This window comes from Micromonospora violae (assembly GCF_004217135.1).
GTDB lineage: Bacteria > Actinomycetota > Actinomycetes > Mycobacteriales > Micromonosporaceae > Micromonospora > Micromonospora violae.
This window is the reverse complement of the sequence record NZ_SHKK01000001.1, coordinates 1,516,668-1,537,831: the sequence shown is the minus strand read 5'-3', so window position 1 is coordinate 1,537,831 and position 21,164 is coordinate 1,516,668. Positions and strand designations below refer to the sequence as shown.

The following is a 21,164-nucleotide window of genomic DNA, read 5'->3' as shown; positions in this document are numbered from 1 at the left end:
GGTGGCATCAACCGTGCAGGCCGCCGGTACGGTCCCGGGCCTTGAGGCGGGTCGTGGGCAGGGCGGGCGCCAGCAGCGGTGGCGCCGCATCGTCGGCCACCACACCGAAGCGACTCGCGCCGGCCATCCAGTCCTCCCGGGCGGCGGCGATCTCCTCGTGCGACCGGCCCACGAAGTTCCACCACATCACCAACGGCTCCTCGAACGGCGTACCGCCCAACAGCAGCAACCGCGCCCCAGGCCCACCCCGCACCGTCAGCTCCCGACGACCCGAACCCAGATACAGCAGCGCCCCCGGCTCGAACCCGACCCCGGCCGCCTCCGCGGACCCGGACATCGCCAGCACCGCGTACTCAAAATCGGGCCGCAACGACAGCGTCGTCGGCGCCGCACCACCCAACTCCAGCTGCACCCCCACCAGCGGGGTGTGCACCACCGCCGGTGACCGCTCCCCGGCGAACTCGCCAACCAGCAGGGTGGCGTCCACCTCGCCGTCGCGCCAACGCGGCAGGTCGGCGTGGTGCGCGAAGTCCGCCGCCCCGGCCCGCGCCGGATCCGGCAGCGCCACCCAGAGCTGCACGCCGTGCATCACCGGCGGGTGGGTGGCCGGCGAACGCTCCGAGTGGGCGATGCCGTTCCCGGAGGTCATCACGTTCAGCTGGCCGGGCACAATCGGCTGCACACTGCCCAGGCTGTCCCGGTGCAGGATCTCCCCGTCAAGCAGCCAGGTCACCGTCTGCAACCCGGTGTGCGGGTGCGGCGGTACCTCCATACCGGGCCGCTGAGCCACATCGTCCGGGCCGAAATGATCCACGAAACACCACGCGCCAACCATCCGGCGGGCGCGCTGCGGAAGCAGCCGCCGCACCGTGGTGTACCGACCCAACGGCACATCGTGGCCGGGCAACAACACACTGCCGGGATCGACGTCGGCCACGCCAGGCGGTCGGGTCTGCGCCAGCATCGATTCAGTACGCTCCACCGCCCGACTGTACGCTCACGCCAACCAACGACCCCGGCGCTTCCCGCCAGGGCAGGGCGGGGTTCACCAGCCCGTGGTCGTCACGGCACCGCCCTGTCGGCGCTCGCACATCGGCGCTGTCTGGCCTGCTCCGGGATTCATCGGCACGGACTTGTCGGCGCGGCCCAACCTGGTCCCGGGCTCATCGGCCTGGGCTTGTCGGCACTGCCTGGTCTGGTCCGGGCTCATCGGCGCAGCGCGGCTTGGCGGCATGGTCCGACCTGGTCCGGGCTCATCGGCGCGGGTCCGCTGGTTGCTGGCGGACACCAGCACGCTGTTAAGACCGGCAACCATCGCTTGGCGTCGATCACCTCATCCCGCCACGTCGCCAAACGCGAGATCTTGGACAGTTTCCGTTCTGTGGGCGGGCTCAACCGGTGGTTGCAACACCGAGTAGCTGGGTCATCTTCTCACCTGGGGTGGCCCAGCCCAGGGTCATGCGGGGGCGGTCGTTGAGTTCGTCGGCGACGTGGTCGAGGCCGGCCTGGTCGATGGTGGTGAAGTCGAATTGGCCCTTGGGGAAGTACTGGCGCAGCAGCCCGTTGGTGTTCTCGTTGCTGCCGCGTTGCCAGGGGCTGTGGGGGTCGCAGAAGTAGACCGGGCAGTCGGTGGCGATGGTGAAGTCACGGTGGCGGGCCATCTCGACGCCCTGGTCCCAGGTCAGCGAGGCCCTCAACCGTTGTGGGAGCCAGGTCATCGCGGTGGCCAGCTGGGACACGACGTGTTCGGAGACCTTGCCCTCGGGCAGCCCGACCAGGATCACGAACCGGGTAGCGCGTTCCACCAACGTGGCGATCGCGGAACCACCGCGCCCACCCCGACGGACCCCTTCGAGCAGGTCACCCTCCCAATGCCCCGGCACCGCCCGGTCAGCGACCTCGGCTGGCCGGTCAGCGATGCGCAGGTTCACCCAGGGCCTAGCTGAACGCACCGCCCCGGCGCTCGCCGGCCGGCGGCGGCGGGCGGCCCGACCCGAGCGCAACGCCATCTGCCGCGTCAAGTCCGCACGCAGATTGCCCCGCGCCTGCAGGTAGATCGCCTGGTAAATCGTCTCGTGCGACACCCACATCTCCGGCGTGTCCGGGAACTGCGTCCGCAGCCGGGCACTGATCTGCTGCGGCGAACGACGTCGTCGCAGCATATCCAGCACCACCTGACGCAACGGCCCGTCAACAGCCAACCGCGGCACCCGCCCGGACCGGTTATGCCGCAGAAACGACGCCCACTGCGCCATCAACGGCTGATACCGCTGCCCATAGCGCTCGAACCGACCCACCTCCCGCGAGATCGTCGACACCGACCGCCCCAACCTTCGCGCGATCGACCGCAACGACTCACCCGCAGCCCGACCCAACCCAATCTGCTCCCGCTCCAGCGGGCTCAACCTCGACGCCATAACCACCCCAACGACAATCACCGAAGGGTGTTGCAACCACCGGTTGAGCCCGCCGTGCGAACGAAAACTGTCCAAGATCTCCAGGCAACCCCCGACCAGAGGACGCATTCGCCTCCCCGAGAGGGCCTTACATCTCCAGCCCGCCCGACCGACGAACGCATCGAGCGACCGACAAACGACAGCCGGCGGCGGGCGGCGGCGGGCGGCGGCGGGCGGCGGCGGGCGGCGGCGGGCGGCGGCGGGCGGCGGCGGGCGGCGGCGGGCGGCGGCGGCAACAGCAGGGAGGCCGCTGGCCGGCACCCCAGGTTGCGGGTGCCGGCCAGCGGTCGGTGTCCTGTCGTGCGGTGGTGCGGTGGTGGTGCTGTGGGTCAGCTGTTCCAGTACTGGGCAACCAGGTCAGCAGCCTGCTGCTCCCACTGGGCGTAGGCGTCCGGGTAAGCCGACACCTGCACCGTCTGCGCGGCCTCGGTCAGCGGCATGTCCTGCCAACCGTCGACCTGCTTCAGACCCTTCAGGAACGCCGTCGTCGAGTACTCAGGGTTGGTGATCTGCTCCGGGGTACCCCAACCCGAGCTCGGGCGCTGCTGGAACAGGCCCAGCGAGTCGTGGTCGTTCATGTCACCCAGGTGACCCAGGTTCTCCAGCTTCGACTCCTGCAGGCTCGTCGCGATCGAGATCACCGCGGCCCGCTCGGGCATACCGGCCTTCTTCGTGGCGGCGATGATCGCCTTGACGTTGGCGGTCTGCTCGTCGTTCAGGGTGATGTGCGACTGGTCGCCCTGGGTGCCGTGCGGGATCAGCTTGCTGGTGTCGGGCTTGTCAGCCTGCACCGCGACCGCAGCCGGCTTGGCGTCGACCGGGTTGGCTACGTGGGCGATCGGGCCGGCGAAGACACCACCGGCGAACGCGAGACCAGCAACGGACAGCACGCTCTTACGAATGATCGTGTTCATGGGGGTAGCTCCTTCGGGGGTAGGAACACCCGACCGCCAGGGGGCGGCGGCAGGGTGTGAGCACCTCGTCCGGCGCTGCACAAACAAGGGGGAAAGTCTGAGGGGGTGACGCCCCGCTGGGCGTCGGGGTCGGCGACCTGCGAGCGGGGGCTCGTGGCGCCGGGTCCCTGTGTAACGACCAGGCGGCCGGGGTCATTCCCGAGGCGGCCTGTCCGCCGGCACCCTCATCGAGGCGCTGGCCGGGCGGTTGGTCGTGGGGACTGCAACGACCGGGCGGTCGGGGTCATTCCCGGAGGTTGGCCCACCTGCCAGGCACCCACATCGAGGCGGTGCGGTCGGTCGTGGGGACTGCAACGACCGCGGGTCCAGGGTCATTCCCGGGCGGCCCACCTCCCGGCACCCACATCAAGATGGTGGCCGGGCGGTTGGTGCCGGCGTCCCACACCCGTGCGGGCCGGGCGGGCAGTGGTGCTGCGATCGTCAGGATGTGTAACGACCCCGGGCCAGCGACGATTCCACCGCACGGGTGCGCCCGGCCACACCCCACAACCACCCCTCACCGGACAAACCACCCAAACCGACGTCAGGCCGGCGGTGTCGAATCGGCCCTCACTCGGGTGATCCACTCGAGTTCATGAAAGTCGGGGCATCCGGGACGGACGGGACCCCCCGACTTCATGAAACCCGAGTCGATCACGATCATGCCGACCGACGCAGCACTCACAATGCGGACATAGGGCCGTTCAGGCGGGAGCGCACTTTTGCGGCGCAGGCGTTCAGGGCCGTCTGGGCGTCCAGCCCCAGGCTTTCGATGGCCACCAGGGCGGTGAAGGCGACGTCGGCCAGTTCCGCCGCGACATCCTCTCGGGTGTGGGTGACACCTTTGCGCGGATTCTGCCCGAGCAGCCCGATCCAGGCGGCCGACGCCTCCCCCGCTTCCTCGGTCAGCTTGAGGATGCGGCAGGTCAGTTCGGTCTGCCCGGTTCCGTTCGCTGCGTCCAGCCAGCCGCGCGACGCGCGGGCCGCCTCCCAGATCGACTCGTCCACGACGACCAGTCAACCTGACGGACCGACCGGCCCACGCGACCGGGTACGGCACGGCCACCACGGATGAGCGCAGCCGGCCGGACCCGCGCGCGGCGCATACCACGCGACCTGAGCGGCTGCACAGTCGTGCCTGACCGGCCGATCAGCGTACCCATTGACACTGGTCGACGGCGGTTCTAGGTTCAGGACGCTACCGGCCGGTAGGCAACCGTCCCGCTGGTCGCCCCCGGGCGACAAACCGTCCGATGGGGAGCGTCGATGCTGTCCACACCCGTTCGCACCCTGCGCCGGTTGCTCGCCGCGACCGCGACGGTCACCCTCGCGATCGGGCTGGCCGGTGCCGCGCCGGCCGGTGCCACCGGTCGCGACCCGAGGGGCAGCGAGCCGCTGCCCGGCTACACCATCGAGAATCCGCCGCTGGCCCCGTTGGTCGTGGGAGGAAAATCGACGACGGTACGCCAGGGCGTACACCGCCACGCTGGGTACATCATCGAGGTCCCCGGGCGGTGGAACGGCGATCTGGTGCTGTGGGCGCACGGGTACCGCGGTCAGGGCACCGTGCTCTCGCCGGAACCGCCCGGGTTCGAGCTGCGCCAGCGGCTCCTGGAGCAGGGGTACGCCTGGGCGTCGTCCTCGTACGACCGTAACGGGTTCGACATCCGTTCCGGGGTGCTGGGGACGAAGGATCTCGCCGACCACTTCGGGCGGACCGTCCGCCGGCCGCAGCACGTCTACGTCGCCGGGGTGTCGATGGGTGGGTACGTCATCGGTCGTTCGCTGGAGCAGTACCCCGGCTACTACGACGGCGCGTTGCCGATGTGCGGGGTGCTCGGCGACCAGACGCTGCTCGACTTCTACCTGGATTACAACCTGGTCGCGCAGGCCCTCGCCGGGGTGCCGGCGTACCCGACGCCGGCCGACTACCTGACCAACGCGGTACCCCGCATCCAGGTGGCGCTCGGTCTGGCCGGGCTGACCCCGACCGGGCCGGACACCACCACGGACCGGGGCAAGCAACTGCGGGCGATCACCGTGAACCGTTCCGGCGGGCCGCGCCCGGGGGCGGACGCGGCGTTCGCGCTCTGGAAGGACTTCCTCTTCTCGATCAGCGTGCCCACCGGGAGCGGCAACTCCCCGGCGCAGCGGCCCGGTCAGCTCTCCACCAACCTGCTCACCCGCTACGCCCCGAACAGCCCGGTCGACGTCAACGCGAGCGTGCGGCGGGTGGCCCCGGAGAACGTGCGTCAGCGGCTCCTGCCGACGTTGACCGAGGTGCCGCGGATCGCCGGCCGCCCGAGCGCGCCGGTGCTGAGCCTGCACGGTCTCGGCGACCTGTTCGTACCGTTCAGCATGGCGCAGGCGTACGCCACCGACGTGGCACGGCACGGTCGCAGCAGGCTGGTGGTGCAGCGGGCGATCCGGGCCACGCAGCACTGCGAGTTCACCCCGGCCGAGGCCGGCGCCGCCTGGGACGACCTGGTGTCCTGGGTACGCACCGGCAAGCGCCCGGCCGGCGACAGCGTGACCGACCCGGCGGTGGTGGCCCGGCCGGACTACGGCTGCCGGTTCAGTGACCGCGAGGCGTACGCGGCCGGGGTCGGCACCCGCCGCCTCTACCCGGCCTGCTGACGACATGACGACGCCGGCCGGCCCCTGAACGGGACCGGCCGGCGCGGATGTGCGGGTGTCACCAGAGCTGCTGGACGATGTCCGCCGCCTGCTCCTCCCACTGCGCGTACGCGTACGGGAAGGCGGAGACCTGCACGGTCTGCGCGGCGGCGGTCAGCGGCAGGTTCTGCCAGCCGCCGACGTTCTTGAGTGCGGTGAAGAACGCCGTGGCGGCGTACTCCGGGTTGGTGATCTGGTCGGGCGTGCCCCAACCGGACGACGGACGCTGCTGGAACAGGCCCTGCGAGTCGTGGTCGTTGTACGCGCCGAGGTGGCCGAGGTTGTACAGCTTCGACTCCTGCAGCGAGGTGGCGACGCCGATCACGGCGCCCCGGTCACCGACGCCGGTCTTCTTGGCGGCGTCGACGATGGCCCGGGCGTTGGCCAGCTGGGCGTCGTCGAGCGGTACGCGCGACTGTGCGCCCTCGATGCCGTGCGGAATCAGCTGCGCACGGCTCGGCTTGCCCGCCGGCGGCTTGCCGGTGGCGGAGCCGGTGGTCAGGCCCGACTCGACGGGCTGATCGTCCTGCTTCGCCGAGCTGGCGGCCTTGCCGGTGGCGAGGTCGATGGCGGCGACGGCGCCCTGGTGCGGCCCGGAGGTGACCGGGGCGGCGGTTGCGGTCGGCGCGAGGGCCAGACCGCCGAGGGCGGCCACACCCGCCACGCTCAGCGCGGTCTTGCGGTACGAATCCTTAGCGATGGCGGGGAGCCATCGAGTGAAGTCGACCTTCACGATGGTTGCCCTTTCGATCGTGCGAAGCGCTCCGGGGTGAACACTCCTCGGGAGATGACCGCGGAAAGGGGTTTGGTCTCCGGCGGTACGGGGGACACAACCGGGTTCACCTGTCGGGCATTCCGGAAAGGCCCGAATCTCGGCCGGGTGCGGCCGCGGTCACGGCACCGAGTCGGACATTGCGGCTCTGGGCACATCAGGCCGGATGGCCGTGACGGAGGGTGATTTCGGAACCGGGGGCCAGTTTCCGAACATCAGCCTTTGCTCTGCTGCCCTATATGCACCGGCTACGGTCCGGAAACGCCGGCGCGATACCTCCGTGACTGGCGGAAAGCACGTCTTCGCAGCTCGGGGGACGTGGTGCAGATAGGGCAGCAGAGCAAAGGGGCAAAACACGGTGGTGGGATGGCGGGCAGTTAGTGGTTTGTCGCTACCGTGAGTTGGCGTCTGGGCCAACACCGTGGGTGAGGTTGCCCTCGTCCGGTCCGGGGAGTTCCTGGAAGATGGTGATCTGAAGGTCGGCGGGGGCGTCGAGGCGGGAGTTGAGCGACTGCCACGGCGTACGCGTCGGCGGCGCGATCTCGCTCGCCCCGGCGGCCACCAGACGGGCGGTCGTCGCCTCCGTGTCGTCCACCTCGAAGGCCACCCGGATGCGCGGCGCGACCTGCCGACCCACCTCGACCTCGTCGATCAGGCGTTTCTGCGCCGGATTGGCGATCTCCAGGGTGGCGCGGCCGGCGTCCAGGATCACCACCCGGGCATCCCCCTCGCTGATGAACTCCGCCTCCTGCGGCAGACCCAGCGCGTCGCGGAAGAACGCGACGGCGGCCTCGTGGTCGGCGGCCTCCACCACGAGGCGCAGCTGACGGACGACCGGGGCGGGTGAGGCGCCGGGAACGGCTGAGCCGGCGGGGACGGGCGAGTCGGTGGCCATGCGCGGCAGCCTAACGTCGCGGTGGGGCTAGGTTGAGGCCGTCCAGGAGGGAGCGAGGATGGTCGAGACAGGAAGCGACGACGCGTACCTGCTGCACCCGGTCGGCCGGGTCGCCTCGTCACTGACCGACGCGGCGAGCGCACCACGACAGGGCGATGAGGGCGCGCCGCCGGCCTGGTTGGTCTTCGACCCGCTGGTCGAACGGGCCCTGCGCGACCTGCGGGTGGGCGCCGAACTGCTGGTGCTGACCTGGTTGGACCGCGCCCGGCGTGACGTGCTGGCGGTGCACCCGCGCGGTGACCAGACCCGACCGGAGACCGGGGTTTTCAGCACCCGCTCCCCGCACCGGCCCAACCCGATCGGGCTGCACCGGGTGCGGGTGCTGGCGGTGGACGGGCTGCGCGTCGAGGTGGCCGACCTGGAGGCCCTCGACGGCACCCCGATCCTGGACGTCAAACCGGTGCTGGGCGCGGCCGACGAACGCTGAACCGCCGACCGCGCCGCAAGCGGGCCTCAGTGGCCCCGGGCCAACCACTCCGACAGGTGCGGCGCCTCCGCGCCGATCGTGGTGTCGTCGCCGTGGCCGGTGTGCACGACCGTCTCCGCCGGAAGGGTCAGCAGCCGGGTACGGATCGACTGGACGATGGTGGCGAAGTCGCTGTACGAGCGGCCCGTCGCGCCCGGACCACCGGCGAAGAGCGTGTCGCCGGTGAACACGACGCCCAGCTCCGGCGCGTGGAAGCTGCACGCGCCGGGGCTGTGCCCGGGGGTGTGCAGCACCCGCAGCGTGGTGCCGCCCACCTCGATGCTCTGCCCGTCGTGCAGCTCGCCGTGGGGCGGCAGGTGCGGGTGCACCATGTCCCAGAGGACCCGGTCGGCGGCGTGCAGCAGCACCGGCGCGCCGGTGGCCTCGGCCAGTTCGGGTGCGACCCGGACGTGGTCGTCGTGGGCGTGGGTGGCCAGGATCGCCCGCACCTGCCGGTCTCCCACCAGGGCGCGGATCGCCGCCGCGTCGTGCGGCGCGTCCAGGACGACGCACTCGCGGTCGTCGCCGATCACCCAGACGTTGTTGTCCACGTCGAACGTCTGCCCGTCCAGCGAGAACGTGCCCGAGGTGACGGCGTGGTCGACGCGGGCGCTCACGGGAACACCACCACCGAGCGGAGCACGTCGCCGTGGTGCATCCGGTCGAACGCGTTCTCGACCTGGTCGAGGGCGATCTCCTCGGTGACGAATGCGTCGAGGTCGAGTCGGCCCTGCAGGTACAGCTCGGTGAGCATCGGGAAGTCGCGGCTGGGCAGGCAGTCGCCGTACCAACTGGACTTGAGTGCGCCGCCGCGCCCGAAGACGTCCAGCAGCGGCAGCTCGATCTGCATCTGCGGGGTCGGTACGCCCACCAGCACCACCGTGCCGGCCAGGTCGCGGGCGTAGAACGCCTGCTTCCACGTCTCCGGTCGACCCACCGCGTCGATCACCACGTCGGCGCCGAAACCGCCGGTGGCGGCACGGATCGCCTCGACCGGGTCGGTCTCGGAGGCGTTCACCGTGTGCGTGGCACCGAACTTGCGGGCCCAGTCGAGCTTGCGGCTGTCGGTGTCCACCGCGACGATCGTGGTGGCGCCGGCGAGGACCGCGCCGGCGACCGCCGCGTCCCCGACACCACCGCAGCCGATCACCGCGACCGAGTCACCCCGGGTGACGTTGCCGGTGTTCATCGCCGCACCCAGCCCGGCCATCACCCCGCAGCCGAGCAGACCCACGGCGGCGGGACGGGCCGCCGGGTCCACCTTGGTGCACTGCCCGGCGTGCACCAGCGTCTTCTCGGCGAACGCGCCGATGCCCAGCGCCGGGGCGAGTTCGGTGCCGTCGGTGAGGGTCATCCGCTGCTTGGCGTTGTAGGTGTTGAAGCAGTACCACGGCCGACCCCGGCGGCAGGCGCGGCACACCCCACAGACCGCCCGCCAGTTGAGCACCACGAAATCACCCGGGGCTACGTCGGTGACGCCCTCGCCAACCTGCTCCACGATGCCCGCCGCCTCGTGACCGAGCAGGAACGGGTAGTCGTCGTTGATGCCGCCCTCGCGGTAGTGCAGGTCGGTGTGGCAGACCCCGCACGACTGGATCCGGACGATCGCCTCACCGGGCCCGGGATCGGGCACCACGATGGTAGTGACCTCGACCGGCGCTCCCTTGCTGCGGGAGATGACTCCCCGGACTTCCTGGCTCACTTCGCCTCCTGCTGGTGGTCTGCGGCAGGGCCGGACGCCGGGGTGGGCGGTGTGCCACGGGCCCGGCGGTGGGCCCGAGGCGAACCTACCGTGACCACCACGGCCAGCCCAGCCGCCCCGGCGGGTTATCGCGGGCGGTCCGGGGTACGCGGGCCGCATTCGACCACGGCCAACGGGAGTGACAATGAAACTCGCGCACCTGCCGCTGCGGCTCAGCATCGGCGCGTACTTCCTCAACTCGGGTCTGGGCAAGCGCAACCTGGAGGGCGACGCCGCGGAGGGCATGCACGGCATGGCGGTCACCGCCATGCCGCAGCTGAGCCAGTTCGAGCCGGCGCGCTTCGCGAAGGTGCTGGCGTACTCGGAGGTCGCCCTGGGGGCCGCGCTGATGGCGCCGTTCGTCCCGGCCCCCCTGGTCGGGCTCGGCCTGACCGCGTTCGGTGCGGGCCTGGTGCAGCTCTACCTCAAGACGCCCGGGTTGCGGGAGCCCGGCAGCATCCGCCCGACCCAGCAGGGCACCGGGCTCGCCAAGGACGTCTGGCTGGTCGGCGCCGGTCTGACCCTGGTGCTGGAGGGGTTGACCCACGGCCGTCGGCGCCGCTGACCCGGCGTTCGACCTGAGGAGACGCGGTGACCCAGCCCCGGTCGGTGCGACCGTTCTACCGGCCGATGCGGCCACGGCGTCGCGACGAGCCGCACCGCGCGGCCACGCCGCTGGAACTCTTCTTCGACCTGTGCTTCGTGGTGGCCGTGGCGCAGGCCGCCGCCAACCTGCACCACGACGTCTCCGAGGGTCACCTCGGCCACGCGCTGACCAGGTACCTGATGGTCTTCTTCGCGATCTGGTGGTCGTGGATGAACTTCACCTGGTTCGCCTCGGCCTACGACACCGATGACGACCTCTACCGGATCGCGACGCTGGTGCAGATCGCCGGGGCGCTGATCATCGCGGCCGGGGTGCCACGGGCGTTCACCGACGGCGACTTCAGTGTCATCACGTACGGCTACGTGGTGATGCGCATCGCGCTCGTCGTGCAGTGGTGCCGGGCCGCGGCCGGTGACCCGGCGCACCGCCGGGCGGCCCGGCGGTACGCGATCGGCGTCACCGTCGTTCAACTCGGCTGGCTGCTGCGGCTGGCCCTGCCGCAGGGTTGGGGGACGGCGGCGTTTCTGCTGCTGGTCGTGGCGGACCTGCTGGTGCCGGCGGTCGCCGAGCGACCGGGGATGACTCCCTGGCACCCGCGACACATCACCGAACGGTACGGGCTGTTCACCCTGATCGTGCTCGGGGACGTGGTGCTGGCCACGTCGGTGGCCATCCAGACCGGAGTGGACGCCGGCGACCGGCACCTCTGGTCGCTGGCGGCAGCGGCCACGGTGACCGTGTTCGCCCTGTGGTGGCTCTACTTCGACCGGCCCGTCGAGGCGCCCGCCCAGCTGCCGTACTCCCTGCTCTGGGGGTACGGCCACTACCTGATCTTCGCGGCAATCGCCGCGGTCGGCGCGGGCCTGAGCGTGTCGGTGGACTACGAGCGGCACCTCACACACATCTCGGAACGGACCGCCGGGTACGCGGTGGCCGTCCCGACCGCCGTCTTCCTGCTCACGGTCTGGGCGCTGCACGTCCGCCGGCGGCAGCGCGCCACGGTGGTCGTGGCCTTCCCGGTCGTCGCCCTGTTGGCGCTGCTCGCGCCGCTCGGGCCGGCCCCGGTGTACGTGCTCGCCGGGCTGCTGGTCGCGCTGGTGGCGGTGACCGTGCTGGTGCGCAGCCGCGACCTCGACCGGATTGCGACGGCGGCCGACCCGGCCTGACGGCGGGTCAGGCCACCTCCCGGGCCGGGTCGGCCAAGTCGTCGACGAGCCGGCCGTGCCGCATGAGCAACGCGTCCCAGGCGTAGTTCTGGTGCAGCCGCCACGGGCGCGCTCGCGCCCGGCCGACGAACTATCGGCGGGCTCGCACCTACTCGCCCCGGCCCGGGGCGATGTTGTGGTTCACGCGGAAGATGTTGGTCGGGTCGTAGCTGCGCTTGACCGCCGCCAACCGTTCGTACGTCTGCGCGGGGTAGGTGGCCGCGACCCCGTCGGCGGTGGCGTCGCTGGCACCGAGGAAGTTCACGAACCGCCCGCCGGTGCTCCACGGCGCGATGGCCTGCAACAGTCGGGTCAGGTGACCGTGGAACGCCTCGGCCTGATCCGGCCCACCGATCGCGACCGCGTAGAAGGTGAAGGCGGCGTCCCGCAGGTCGATCGCGTTCGTCGGCTCCGGGCGGCGGTCGAGTGCCCCGCCCAGGTGCCGGATCTCCAGGACGGTCAGCGGGCTGCCCGTGTCGGGGCCGGCCTGGGCGATGATCGTGTCGACCAGTTCCGGGGTGAACTCCCGCAGCAGTGCCGAGCGGTCCACGAACGGGATCGGGGTGGGCGGGTCGGCGTGGATCGAGCCGACCGCGCTGTACGGCATCTCGGTCACCGAGTCGATCAGCGTCGGGGCGATCGCGCGGAGCGGGGCGATCAGCCGTTCGCCGTCCTCTGCCGCGCCGACGTAGGCGATCCGGATGTGCGCCACCAGCCGGCCGCGCAGCGGTTCGGGCACCTCGGGGAGCGGTGGCAGTTGCAGCAACGCGACCGACGACGTCATCTCGTCGGGGACGTCGGCCGTCCATCGTCCCCACGCCGTGAGCACGTCGGCCGCCCGCTCAGCCGGGAAGAAGAGGCCGCCGCCGTAGATCCGGCTGACCGGGAAGAGGGCGAACTCCAGCGCGGTGACCACGCCGAAGTTGCCCTTGCCGCCGCGCAGCGCCCAGAACAGCTCCGGCTCGTCGGTCGCGGTCACGGTGCGCAGCTCGCCGTCCGCGGTGACAAGCTCGATCAGGTGTACGTGGTCGGCGGCGAAACCGAAGGTGCGGCCGATCGGGCTCAACCCGCCGCCGAGCGTGTAGCTGACCGCGCCGACGCTCGGCGCCGCCCCGTTGAGGGGTGCCAGCTCGTGTTTGGCCGCCGCGTCGACGACCTGCTGCCACCGCACGCCGGCCTCGATCCGGGCGGTTCGCGCCTCGGCGTCGATGACGACCCCGTCCATCCGCCGGGTGGTGATCAGCAGCGCTCCGGCCGACGGGAGCGCGGAGTGCCCGGTGGCGAGCACCGCCACCGGCATGCCCTGGTCGGCGGCGAAGCGGACGGCTGCCTGGACGTCGGCGGCGTTGGTGGCGCCGACCACGAGTGCCGGCTGCTGCGGAATGGCGAGGTTGTACGACGCGCACTCGACGTCGTACCCCTCGCCGCCGGGGAGGAGCACCGGTCCGCTGGTCTGGGCCGCGAGCTGTGTTGCGGCCTCCTTGGTGATCCCGGTGTGGTGGGCTGGATCGTTGGGGTTCATCACGCTGTGCCTTCCATGGTCGGGACGTGCGTCCGTCCCGGATGCGACCGCGTGTCGATTGGTTCGAGGTGTGGCCGCGACTGCGAGGCGCCTCACACGTCGGGTGCCGTGCCGGTCAGCAGGGCAGCGACGAATGACCTGGCTAGGACGCCCGGGTGAAGGTCATGATCCAATTGGTTTCCCAGGTCTGCTCGCCGTCGACCGAGAACGCCTGCTCCCACCGCGCGGTGGTCGCGCTGATCTCCGACCAGATGAACCGACACCGGACCGGACGCCCCTCGTGCTGGTCGTCGGCGTAGAAGCGGCCGACCCCGTCGACGAAGCGACCCACCATCGGTGGCTGCCCCAGCACCCCGATGTCGCTGCTCATCCAGTAGATCGACCACTCCTGCCGGGCCGGGTCGAAGACCCGGACCGTGGCGCCGGCGGAACCCTTGGTGGGGAAGGTGATCTCGTCGAAGTTGCCGCCACCGGCGAAGAAGCCGTGCGCCACCGACACCCCCGGGAACTCCTCCCACTCGTCGGAGCCGACCAGCCGCTTACGCAGCCGCCGGTTCACGACGTTCCAGGTGCCCGTGAAAAAATCGAAGTCGCCGGTCGTCCCACCGGCGCCGCCGCTCGTCGCGTTCTCAGTCATGTCGGGACGGTACGACTGGTCCCCTGACACCTAGTGTCAGGGGAGTGCGGGCCTCTCGACTTGTCTCCCTCCTGTTACTGCTCCAGTCGCACGGCCGGATGACCGCCGCGCAGCTCGCCGAGCGGCTGACCGTCTCTCCCCGCACCATCTACCGGGACGTCGAGTCGCTGCACGCCGCCGGCATCCCGCTCTACGGAGAGGCCGGGCACGCCGGTGGCTATCAGCTTGTCGACGGCTGGCGGACCCGGCTGACCGGGCTGACCGCCGAGGAGGCCGACCGGCTGTTCCTCGCCGGGCTGCCCGGCCCCGCCGACGAGTTGGGGTACGGCGACGTGGTGGCGGCGCTGCAACTCAAGCTGCACGCCGCGCTCCCCGCGCCGCTGCGCGACCGGGCGACCCGACTGCAACAACGCTTCCACCTGGACACTCCCGGGTGGTACGCCGACGGCGACGCCTCCCCCGAGCTGGCCCGCACGGCCGAGGCGGTGTGGCGGCAGCACCGCGTCGAGGTGCGCTACCGCAGCTGGAACGGCGAGGTGACCCGCGTTCTGGAGCCGTACGGCCTGGTGCTCAAGGGGGGCCGTTGGTATGTGGTGGCCGACCAGCCCGGCCGTGGCGCGCCGGCGACGTACCGGGTCAACCAGATCCTCGCGCTGACACCGCTGGCGCAGGAGTTCGACCGCCCCGCCGACTTCGACCTGCCGTCCTGGTGGCGGGCGCACGTGGTGCGGTTCCGGGCCCGGCTGCACCGCGACGAGGCCCACGTCCGGCTCTCGCCGGCCGGGCGGGAGCGGCTGCGCGAGGTTGCCAGCGACCCGGTGGTGACCGCGATGGACGCCAGCGCCGGGGCACCGGACGCGCGGGGCTGGGTGACCGCGGTGCTGCCGATCGAGTCGCTCACCCACGCTCACGGTGAGCTGCTGCGCCTCGGCGCCGACGTCGAGGTGCTCGCCCCGACGGCGCTGCGGGAACGGCTGGCCGCCACGGCTGCCGGGCTCGCCGCGCTCTACTCCCCCACCTGATCCACAGTGGAAAGGGACGGGGGCGTCGATTGTCGGCACAATGTGCCACCCTGGGACGGTCATCGACGTCACCGGAGGTGAGGGTCACGTTACGGCTACGCGCACTGGTCGCCGTCCCCGGCACCGGGCCGGTGACCTTCGACGTTCCCGCCGGCACACTCGCCGCCCTGGTGGCGCCGCCCCGGTTCGGCACGGCGGTCGCCCGGGTGCTGGCCGGGCTGGCCCCGCCGGTGACCGGTCGCGTCCTCGTCGGTGACCGGGACGTCACCGGCCTGCCGCCGCCGCGCCGGCAGATCGGCTACGTGCCCGCCGGTGGCGCGCTGCTGCCGCAGCTCACCGTGCGGCGCAACATCGAGTACGGCCAGCGCAAACGCGAACGGGTGCACGAGGTGGCGAACGACTGGACGGCCACCGTGGTCGACCGACTCGAGTTGGCGCTCTCCCTCGCCCTGCTGCCGCACCAGATCTCCGCCGCCCAGCGGTTCCGGGTGGCGCTCGCCCGGGCGGCGGCCTGCCTGCCCGAGGTGCTGGTGGTGGACCTGCCGGCCGGATCGGCCGGCGACAGCCGCCTCGGTGACCTGATGCCTCGACTCTCCCCACCGGACGCTCCCGGCGTGGCGGTGCTGGTCTGCACCGCCGACCCGGCCACCCTGGCCGAGATTCCGGTGCGACACGAGTTGGTCACCGAGCCGAGCGAGGCGAGTCGATGAGGCCGGCGCTGCGGGCGAGTCGTCGTACGCTGCTGCGGGCCACCGCCGCGGGTGCCACCGCGCTGGCCGCCGGCTGCTCCGGCGGGTCCCGGTCGGTGCAGGTCGCGGTGGTGTGGAGCACCAGCGAGCTGGACCGGTTCCGGGACGTCGTCCGCGGCTACTCCCCCAACGTGCAGGTGGTCAGCGCCGGCAACGACATCGACGCGTTCCTGCGCGCCCGACACCTCGCCGGCACCAGCCCGGACGTGGCGATCCTGCCCCGCCCCGGCCTGGTCACCGAGTACGCCCAGCGCGGCTGGCTGAGCCCGGTGCGCGGGTCCACCGAGTACGCCGTACCCGCCGGGCTGGGCGAACTGCTGACCGCCGAGGGTCAGCGCTACGGCGTCTGGGTCAAGGCGGCGCACAAGTCGCTGGTCTGGCACCTGCCCTCGATGCTGCCGGTCCAGCCCGCCAACTGGGACGCGCTGGTCCGGCGTACGCAGGAGTTGGGCGCGCTCGCCCGGCGCGACGGCGGGCCGGCGCCGCTGGCCATCGGCGCCGCCGACGGCTGGGTGCTGACCGACTGGTTCGAGAACGTCCTGGCCGACGTGGCACCGGAGAGCTACAACACCCTGGCCCGACCGGACGCGGACTGGCAGAGCAGACCGGTGCGCGACGCACTGGACCGGCTCGCCGGGCTCTGGAGCATCAAGGGGGCGTTCGTCGGCGGCGGCCGTCGCGCCCTGCTCACCCAGTACGAGGAGTCGGTGATCCAGGTGGTGCACACGAAGCGGGCGGTGATGCTGGTCGGGGCCGACTTCACCGCCGACGTCGCCGACCCGTTCCAGCGCGGCCCGGAAGCGCCGGTCACGTTCCGGTTCCCGGGTGCCGAGCCGGGCGGCGGCCCACTGATCGTCGGCGGGGACGCGGCCGTGGCGTTCGCCGACGCCCGGGGCGGGGTCGAGCTGGTCGAGTGGCTCACCAGGGCCGACTCGTTCCAGCCGTGGCTGCGCGCCGGCGGCTACCTCTCACCCAACACCAACGTCACGATCGACAGCTACCGGGACGCGGTCGGCCAGCGGCTCGCCGAGGAGATGCGGACGCCCCGCACGCTGCGTTTCGACCTCTCCGACCAGTTGCCCGGCGCGTTCACCGGTTCGGACGGGGTCGGCATCTGGCGGATCATGCAGGGGTTCTTCGCCGACGTCACCGACGGGGTCCGCGCCAGCGAGGCGATTCGCCGGGCCACCGGCCTGCTCGCCACCGCGGCCCGCAGCGCGGGGGGCGGCCGATGAGCCAGGTGCGGGTCCTCGGGGAGCTGGCGGTCCTCGACGACGTCGGGCCAGCCCGACGGGGTCGGGCGTATCCGGCGGCGGGGGCGACCTCGGCCCTGCTGCTGCCGGCCGCGGTGCTGCTCGGCGGGCTGGTGCTGTGGCCGGTGCTGCGGACCATGCACGCCAGCGTCACCACCGACGGTCGCTGGGTCGGCGCGGCGCACTTCCGGGCCGCGCTCGCCACCCCGGGCACCGGCGCGGTGGTCGGCCGGACGGTCCTCTGGGCCCTGCTGGTGCCGGCGGTGGTGACGGCACTGGGCTACCTGCTCGCCGCCGCGTCGCGCCGCTCCCAGGAGGGCGGCCTGGTCCGGTTGATCCTCCTGGTGCCGGTGGCGTTGCCGCTGGTCGTCACCGGGGTCACCTTCCGGCTGATGTACGACCCGGACCCGAGCCGGGGGTTGGCCACCCTGGTCGCGACCCGATTGACCGGCCGGTCGGTCGACGACGCGCCGCAGCTGCTCGGGCCGGGGCTGGTCACCGTCGCGCTGATGTCGGCGTTCGTCTGGGCCTGGGTCGGGTTGGCGGTGCTGGTCTTCCGGTCCGCGCTGGACGCGGTGCCGCCGAGTCTCGCCGACGCGGTCCGTGCCTACGGCGGCGGGCGTCGCCATGTGCTGTGGGACGCCCAGTGGCGGCCCCTGCTGCTGCGCACGACGGCGGTGGTCTTCGCGTTGGTGGCGGTCGGCACCAGCCGCACGTTCGACCTCATCCTGGTGATGACCCCCGGTTCGGTCCGCGACGAGGCCTCGGTGCTCGCGCTGCGGATCTGGCAGACGTCCGGGGGCACCACCACCGGCGACGGCGCGGCGCTCGGCGTGGTGTGGCTGGTGGCGGTGATCGGCGGGATCATCGTGGCCGCGCTCTTCGTCCGGCAGGCGTGGCCGCCGCCGCGCGTCGAGGCGGCACCGGAGCCCGCTCCGGCGGCCCCGCCCCGGCGGGTGTTCCGACTGCTCGCGGCGGGTGCCGCGATCGCCTGGCTGGTGCCGCTGGCGGTGCTGGTCGCCACGTCGGCGCACGGCCGGGTGGACGCCGCCGCGCGCGGCTGGTGGTCGACGACGCCGACTGTCGAGTCGTACCGCGACGTGGTCACCGGCACCGAGCTGTGGCGCACGTTGAGCTTCACCCTGCTGTTGGCCACCGCGGTGACCGCCACGGTGCTGGTGGTCGCGCTGCTGGCCGCGTACCCGCTGGCCTGGTTGACCGGGCCGGCCGCGCAGGCCACCGGCCTGCTGCTGCTGGCGGCCAGCGTGGTGCCGATCCAGGTCATCGCCGGGCCGGTCAACGAGGTGCTGGGCCTGGTGCTCTCGTCCGGCACGGCGCAGGGCCTGGCCCTGGTGCACATCGCGCTGGGCGTGCCGTTCGCGGTGCTGGTGCTGCGCAACGCGTTCGCCGACCTGCCGGTCGAGCAGGTCCACGACGCCCGGCTGGGCGGGCGCCGGTGGTGGCACACCCTGCGCCGGTTGGCCCGGCACAACCTGTCGGCGGTGGTGGCGGTCGGCGTACTGGAGTTCGTCCAGGTCTGGAACGACCTGGTGGTGGGTCGGCTGTTCGGTGGGCCGGGGGCGTCGCCGCTCGGGCCGTTCCTGGCCGAGCAGACCCGCGGCTTCGTGAGCAACAGTGGCGCGTTGGCGGCCAGCTCGGTGCTCGCCTCGGTGCTGCCGGTGGTGCTCGTGGTCCTCTCCCGGCGGCACCTCGTCGCCGGGCTGGTCTCCGGAGGCGTGCGGTGACCGGGCCGGGTGGTGCGCGCGGCGGTTCGCGCTGGCCGGCGCTGATCGCGATCGGCGGCGTGCTCGGCAGCATCCTCGCCAACGTGGGCAGCAACCTGGCCGGCAACCTCCTCTCCGAGCTGGCGGCCAGCGTGCTCGGGCCGGTGACCACCGTGCTGGCCGCCGGTGGCGTGGTCGGGTACGTGGTGTACGAGGTGCGCCGCCGCCGGGCCGGCCGGGAGGTCGGCCCGGAGCCGACGGAGGTGCTCACCACGCCCGCCACCGGGGCGCCCACCCTGCCCTACACGGCCGAGTTCACCGGGCGCGCCCAGCACGTCGACGCGGTCGTCGGTCTGCTCGCGCGCAAACACGCGGTGGCGGTCCTGGGCCGACGTGCGGTGGGCACCTCCGCGTGCGCGGTGCAGGCGGCCAACCGGTGCCGGGAGGACTTCCCGGACGGGCAGTACTACCTGGACCTGCGGCGGCGCGGCCGACCCCGGACGGCCCGGCAGGTGCTCACCGCGCTGGCTCGGATCCTGGGCACCGCACCGCCGACCTCCGGCCGGCCGGACGCGCTCGCCGTCGCCGCCGACGCGCTACGCGGGCAGCTCGACGGTCGCAAGATCCTGCTGGTGCTGGACAACGTCGACCGTCCCGACCAGGTCCAGCCACTGTTGCCGCCCACCGCGCGCACCTGCCGCCTGCTCCTCGCCGGTGGTCCGGCGCTGGTCGGCCTGGAGGGGGTGGTCGCGCACTGGATCGCCGAACCGGGCACATCCGAGGCGGTGGAGCTGTTCGCGACGGCGGGCGGGGCCGCGCCCGCCGCCCGGGTCCGGCGTGCCGACCCGCGCACCGACCCGGCGGTACGCGACATCGTCGACCTGTGCGGGCGGCAACCACGCACCGTCCGCGCGCTCGGTTACCGGACGGCTCAGCACGGCTGGCGGCACTCCGACGTGCTGGACGCGCTGCGTCGCGCGGTGCAGACGCCCCCGCATCAGCGCCTCGCCGTCTCGCCGGCGGCCCGCCTGGTCACCGAACGGGACATCGCCTACCGGGTGCTGCCCCGCGCGGCCCGACGGTTGTACCGGCTGATGTCGCTAGCCCCCGCCCCGGTGGACCGGCCCACCATCGCCGCGCTGGCCGGGCGGCACGCCGAGCTGGTGACCATGCTGCTCGACCGGTTGGCCGCGGCGGCGTTCGTGGTCGGCGCGCCCGGCGACCGGTACGAGATCCGCCCCCTGCTGGCCGGCAGTGCCCGACTGCACCTGCGCGACGCCGATCCGGTCCGGGCCCGGGTCGCCGCGCAGGCCCGACTGACCCGGCACCTGGCCCGCCGCGCGGAACGGCACGTGGCCAACCTGGCGGTGCTCGGCTCGGCCGGGGACCGAGAGTGGTCGCTGCCGCTGGACGACGACCCGTACGGGTGGTTCGACCTGCACCAGGAGCTGCTGCTGGCGGTGGTGCGGGTGCCGGCCGGCGCGAAGGAGACCCTGCCCCGCCGGGTCCGCCGGTGGTGGTTCCGGCTGGCCGTGGCGTTGTGCGGGTGGCTGGCGTACGCCGAGCGGCTCGACGAGTGGGAGCAGGTCTGCCGCACCGTGCTGGCCACCCCGACCGCCGACGACCGCCCGGAGATCGCCGGTTGGGCCCACAACGAGCTGGGTGTGCTGCGCCGACGCCGGCACGACCCGCAGGGGGCGGCTGCCGCGCTCACCCTCGCGGTCAACGAGCGTGGTCGGCGCGGCAACGCGCAGGCGCGGATGAACCTCGGTCTGGCCCTGCTCGACCTGGGGCAGCTCGACGACGCGGTGGAACACCTGGAGATGTCCCGCCGACACCGCTCGGGTGCCGACCGGGCCGGGCACGCCCTCACCGACCTGGGCCTGGGGGCGGCACAGCTGGCCCGGGGGGAACCGGACACCGCGCACCACCACCTGGTGCGGGCGGCCAACACGTTCCGGTCGGTGGGTGACGCACGCGGGTACGCGGCGGCGTTGACCAATCTGGTGCTGGTGCACGCGGCGCTCGGCGAGCACCTGGACGCCGCTCAGGCGTGGCGGGCCGCACTGCGTGAGTACGAGTCGGTCAACGACCCGACCAGCCGGGCGACGGCGTTGCTCAACGCCGGGGCGACGCTGCTGAACAGCACACCGGGGCAGGCGCGGACGGCGTACGAGCTGTTGACCGAGAGCCGCCGGCTGCGCGACGAGACCCGTCCGACCGCCGGGCTGGCGCGCACCCTGCTCTACCTGGGCGACGCCTGCGCCGCGCTGGGCGACCCGGCCGAGGCGCGACGGCACTGGGCGGACGCGGCGACGTTCGCCGAGGAGGTCGCCGACGCCCAGGGGTTGGCCGCCGCCGACGCCCGACTCGACGACGACCCGGAGAGCCGCGTGACGGACGACGCCGAGAGCCGCGTGACGTAG

Annotated in this window: 19 protein-coding genes; 9 read left to right on the top strand and 10 right to left on the bottom strand. The window is 72.5% G+C overall.

The window, feature by feature from the left end; all coding sequences use genetic code 11:
* Positions 1-7 precede the first annotated feature (7 nt).
* From EV382_RS06795 to EV382_RS06780, 4 genes are all read right to left on the bottom strand, one after another.
* Positions 8-982 (bottom strand): pirin family protein, encoded by a 975-nt coding sequence (locus EV382_RS06795; RefSeq protein WP_130400739.1) that lies wholly within the window; start codon positions 980-982, stop codon positions 8-10.
* A 409-nt stretch (positions 983-1,391) separates the two neighbouring features.
* Positions 1,392-2,417 (bottom strand): IS30 family transposase, encoded by a 1,026-nt coding sequence (locus EV382_RS06790; protein ID WP_130399851.1) that lies wholly within the window; start codon positions 2,415-2,417, stop codon positions 1,392-1,394.
* A gap of 368 nt (positions 2,418-2,785) precedes the next feature.
* Positions 2,786-3,370 carry a hypothetical protein gene (locus tag EV382_RS06785; protein ID WP_130400738.1) on the bottom strand — a complete coding sequence of 195 codons (585 nt, stop codon included), beginning with the start codon at positions 3,368-3,370 and terminating at the stop codon, positions 2,786-2,788.
* Between the two features lie 720 nt (positions 3,371-4,090).
* Positions 4,091-4,417, bottom strand: coding sequence for a MazG-like family protein (locus EV382_RS06780; RefSeq protein ID WP_130400737.1), 327 nt, complete (start codon positions 4,415-4,417; stop codon positions 4,091-4,093).
* A 258-nt stretch (positions 4,418-4,675) separates the two neighbouring features.
* Here EV382_RS06780 and EV382_RS06775 point away from each other — a divergent pair, with 258 nt between their 5' ends.
* Positions 4,676-6,046 (top strand): alpha/beta hydrolase family protein, encoded by a 1,371-nt coding sequence (locus EV382_RS06775; protein WP_130400736.1) that lies wholly within the window; start codon positions 4,676-4,678, stop codon positions 6,044-6,046.
* A gap of 58 nt (positions 6,047-6,104) precedes the next feature.
* Here EV382_RS06775 and EV382_RS06770 read toward each other — a convergent pair whose 3' ends face one another.
* A complete protein-coding gene (locus EV382_RS06770) occupies positions 6,105-6,818 on the bottom strand; it encodes a hypothetical protein (protein ID WP_130400735.1) in 714 nt (237 codons plus the stop codon).
* Between the two features lie 430 nt (positions 6,819-7,248).
* Entirely contained in the window at positions 7,249-7,752 is a 504-nt protein-coding gene (locus tag EV382_RS06765) for a VOC family protein (RefSeq protein WP_130400734.1), read from the bottom strand.
* Between the two features lie 58 nt (positions 7,753-7,810).
* Between EV382_RS06765 and tsaA the strand changes: the two genes are divergently transcribed.
* Positions 7,811-8,239 (top strand): tRNA (N6-threonylcarbamoyladenosine(37)-N6)-methyltransferase TrmO, encoded by a 429-nt coding sequence (tsaA, locus tag EV382_RS06760; RefSeq protein WP_130400733.1) that lies wholly within the window; start codon positions 7,811-7,813, stop codon positions 8,237-8,239.
* A gap of 26 nt (positions 8,240-8,265) precedes the next feature.
* On the opposite strand, the gene EV382_RS06755 is transcribed toward tsaA, so the two are convergent.
* Positions 8,266-8,895 (bottom strand): MBL fold metallo-hydrolase, encoded by a 630-nt coding sequence (locus tag EV382_RS06755; RefSeq protein ID WP_130400732.1) that lies wholly within the window; start codon positions 8,893-8,895, stop codon positions 8,266-8,268.
* On the bottom strand, positions 8,892-9,980 hold the full coding sequence (locus EV382_RS06750) for an S-(hydroxymethyl)mycothiol dehydrogenase (RefSeq protein WP_130400731.1): 1,089 nt from the start codon (positions 9,978-9,980) through the stop codon (positions 8,892-8,894). The genes EV382_RS06755 and EV382_RS06750 overlap by 4 nt, the downstream gene beginning before the upstream one ends.
* Before the next feature lie 184 nt (positions 9,981-10,164).
* On the opposite strand from EV382_RS06750, the gene EV382_RS06745 reads away from it, so the two are divergent.
* Together EV382_RS06745 and EV382_RS06740 are read left to right on the top strand one after the other, a co-directional pair.
* Positions 10,165-10,584, top strand: a complete 420-nt coding sequence (locus tag EV382_RS06745; protein ID WP_130400730.1) for a hypothetical protein — start codon at positions 10,165-10,167, stop codon at positions 10,582-10,584.
* 26 nt (positions 10,585-10,610) lie between these two features.
* The gene (locus EV382_RS06740; RefSeq protein ID WP_208758328.1) at positions 10,611-11,792 is read left to right on the top strand and encodes a low temperature requirement protein A; all 1,182 of its coding nucleotides are present in this window, start codon (positions 10,611-10,613) and stop codon (positions 11,790-11,792) included.
* A gap of 148 nt (positions 11,793-11,940) precedes the next feature.
* Here EV382_RS06740 and EV382_RS06735 read toward each other — a convergent pair whose 3' ends face one another.
* Together EV382_RS06735 and EV382_RS06730 are read right to left on the bottom strand one after the other, a co-directional pair.
* Entirely contained in the window at positions 11,941-13,353 is a 1,413-nt protein-coding gene (locus EV382_RS06735; RefSeq protein ID WP_130400729.1) for an FAD-binding oxidoreductase, read from the bottom strand.
* 142 nt (positions 13,354-13,495) lie between these two features.
* Positions 13,496-13,990, bottom strand: a complete 495-nt coding sequence (locus tag EV382_RS06730) for a hypothetical protein (RefSeq protein WP_130400728.1) — start codon at positions 13,988-13,990, stop codon at positions 13,496-13,498.
* A 44-nt stretch (positions 13,991-14,034) separates the two neighbouring features.
* Here EV382_RS06730 and EV382_RS06725 point away from each other — a divergent pair, with 44 nt between their 5' ends.
* The 5 genes from EV382_RS06725 to EV382_RS06705 all read left to right on the top strand — a co-directional run bounded on the left by EV382_RS06725 (position 14,035) and on the right by EV382_RS06705 (position 21,164).
* On the top strand, positions 14,035-15,012 hold the full coding sequence (locus EV382_RS06725; RefSeq protein ID WP_130400727.1) for a helix-turn-helix transcriptional regulator: 978 nt from the start codon (positions 14,035-14,037) through the stop codon (positions 15,010-15,012).
* Between the two features lie 77 nt (positions 15,013-15,089).
* Entirely contained in the window at positions 15,090-15,722 is a 633-nt protein-coding gene (locus EV382_RS06720) for an ATP-binding cassette domain-containing protein (protein WP_165435735.1), read from the top strand.
* The gene (locus EV382_RS06715; RefSeq protein WP_130400725.1) at positions 15,719-16,996 is read left to right on the top strand and encodes a type 2 periplasmic-binding domain-containing protein; all 1,278 of its coding nucleotides are present in this window, start codon (positions 15,719-15,721) and stop codon (positions 16,994-16,996) included. Before EV382_RS06720 ends, EV382_RS06715 begins: the two co-directional genes overlap by 4 nt.
* Positions 16,993-18,759, top strand: coding sequence for an ABC transporter permease (locus EV382_RS06710; RefSeq protein ID WP_130400724.1), 1,767 nt, complete (start codon positions 16,993-16,995; stop codon positions 18,757-18,759). Before EV382_RS06715 ends, EV382_RS06710 begins: the two co-directional genes overlap by 4 nt.
* Entirely contained in the window at positions 18,756-21,164 is a 2,409-nt protein-coding gene (locus tag EV382_RS06705) for a tetratricopeptide repeat protein (RefSeq protein WP_130400723.1), read from the top strand. Before EV382_RS06710 ends, EV382_RS06705 begins: the two co-directional genes overlap by 4 nt.

Coding starts and splice junctions, on each gene's coding strand:
- EV382_RS06775 (WP_130400736.1), top strand. CDS start 4,676: ATGCTGTCCACACCCGTTCGCACCCTGCGCCGGTTGCTCGCCGCGACC.
- EV382_RS06785 (WP_130400738.1), bottom strand. CDS start 3,370: ATGAACACGATCATTCGTAAGAGCGTGCTGTCCGTTGCTGGTCTCGCG.
- EV382_RS06715 (WP_130400725.1), top strand. CDS start 15,719: ATGAGGCCGGCGCTGCGGGCGAGTCGTCGTACGCTGCTGCGGGCCACC.
- EV382_RS06710 (WP_130400724.1), top strand. CDS start 16,993: ATGAGCCAGGTGCGGGTCCTCGGGGAGCTGGCGGTCCTCGACGACGTC.
- EV382_RS06735 (WP_130400729.1), bottom strand. CDS start 13,353: ATGAACCCCAACGATCCAGCCCACCACACCGGGATCACCAAGGAGGCC.
- EV382_RS06790 (WP_130399851.1), bottom strand. CDS start 2,417: ATGGCGTCGAGGTTGAGCCCGCTGGAGCGGGAGCAGATTGGGTTGGGT.
- EV382_RS06765 (WP_130400734.1), bottom strand. CDS start 7,752: ATGGCCACCGACTCGCCCGTCCCCGCCGGCTCAGCCGTTCCCGGCGCC.
- EV382_RS06730 (WP_130400728.1), bottom strand. CDS start 13,990: ATGACTGAGAACGCGACGAGCGGCGGCGCCGGTGGGACGACCGGCGAC.
- EV382_RS06745 (WP_130400730.1), top strand. CDS start 10,165: ATGAAACTCGCGCACCTGCCGCTGCGGCTCAGCATCGGCGCGTACTTC.
- tsaA (WP_130400733.1), top strand. CDS start 7,811: ATGGTCGAGACAGGAAGCGACGACGCGTACCTGCTGCACCCGGTCGGC.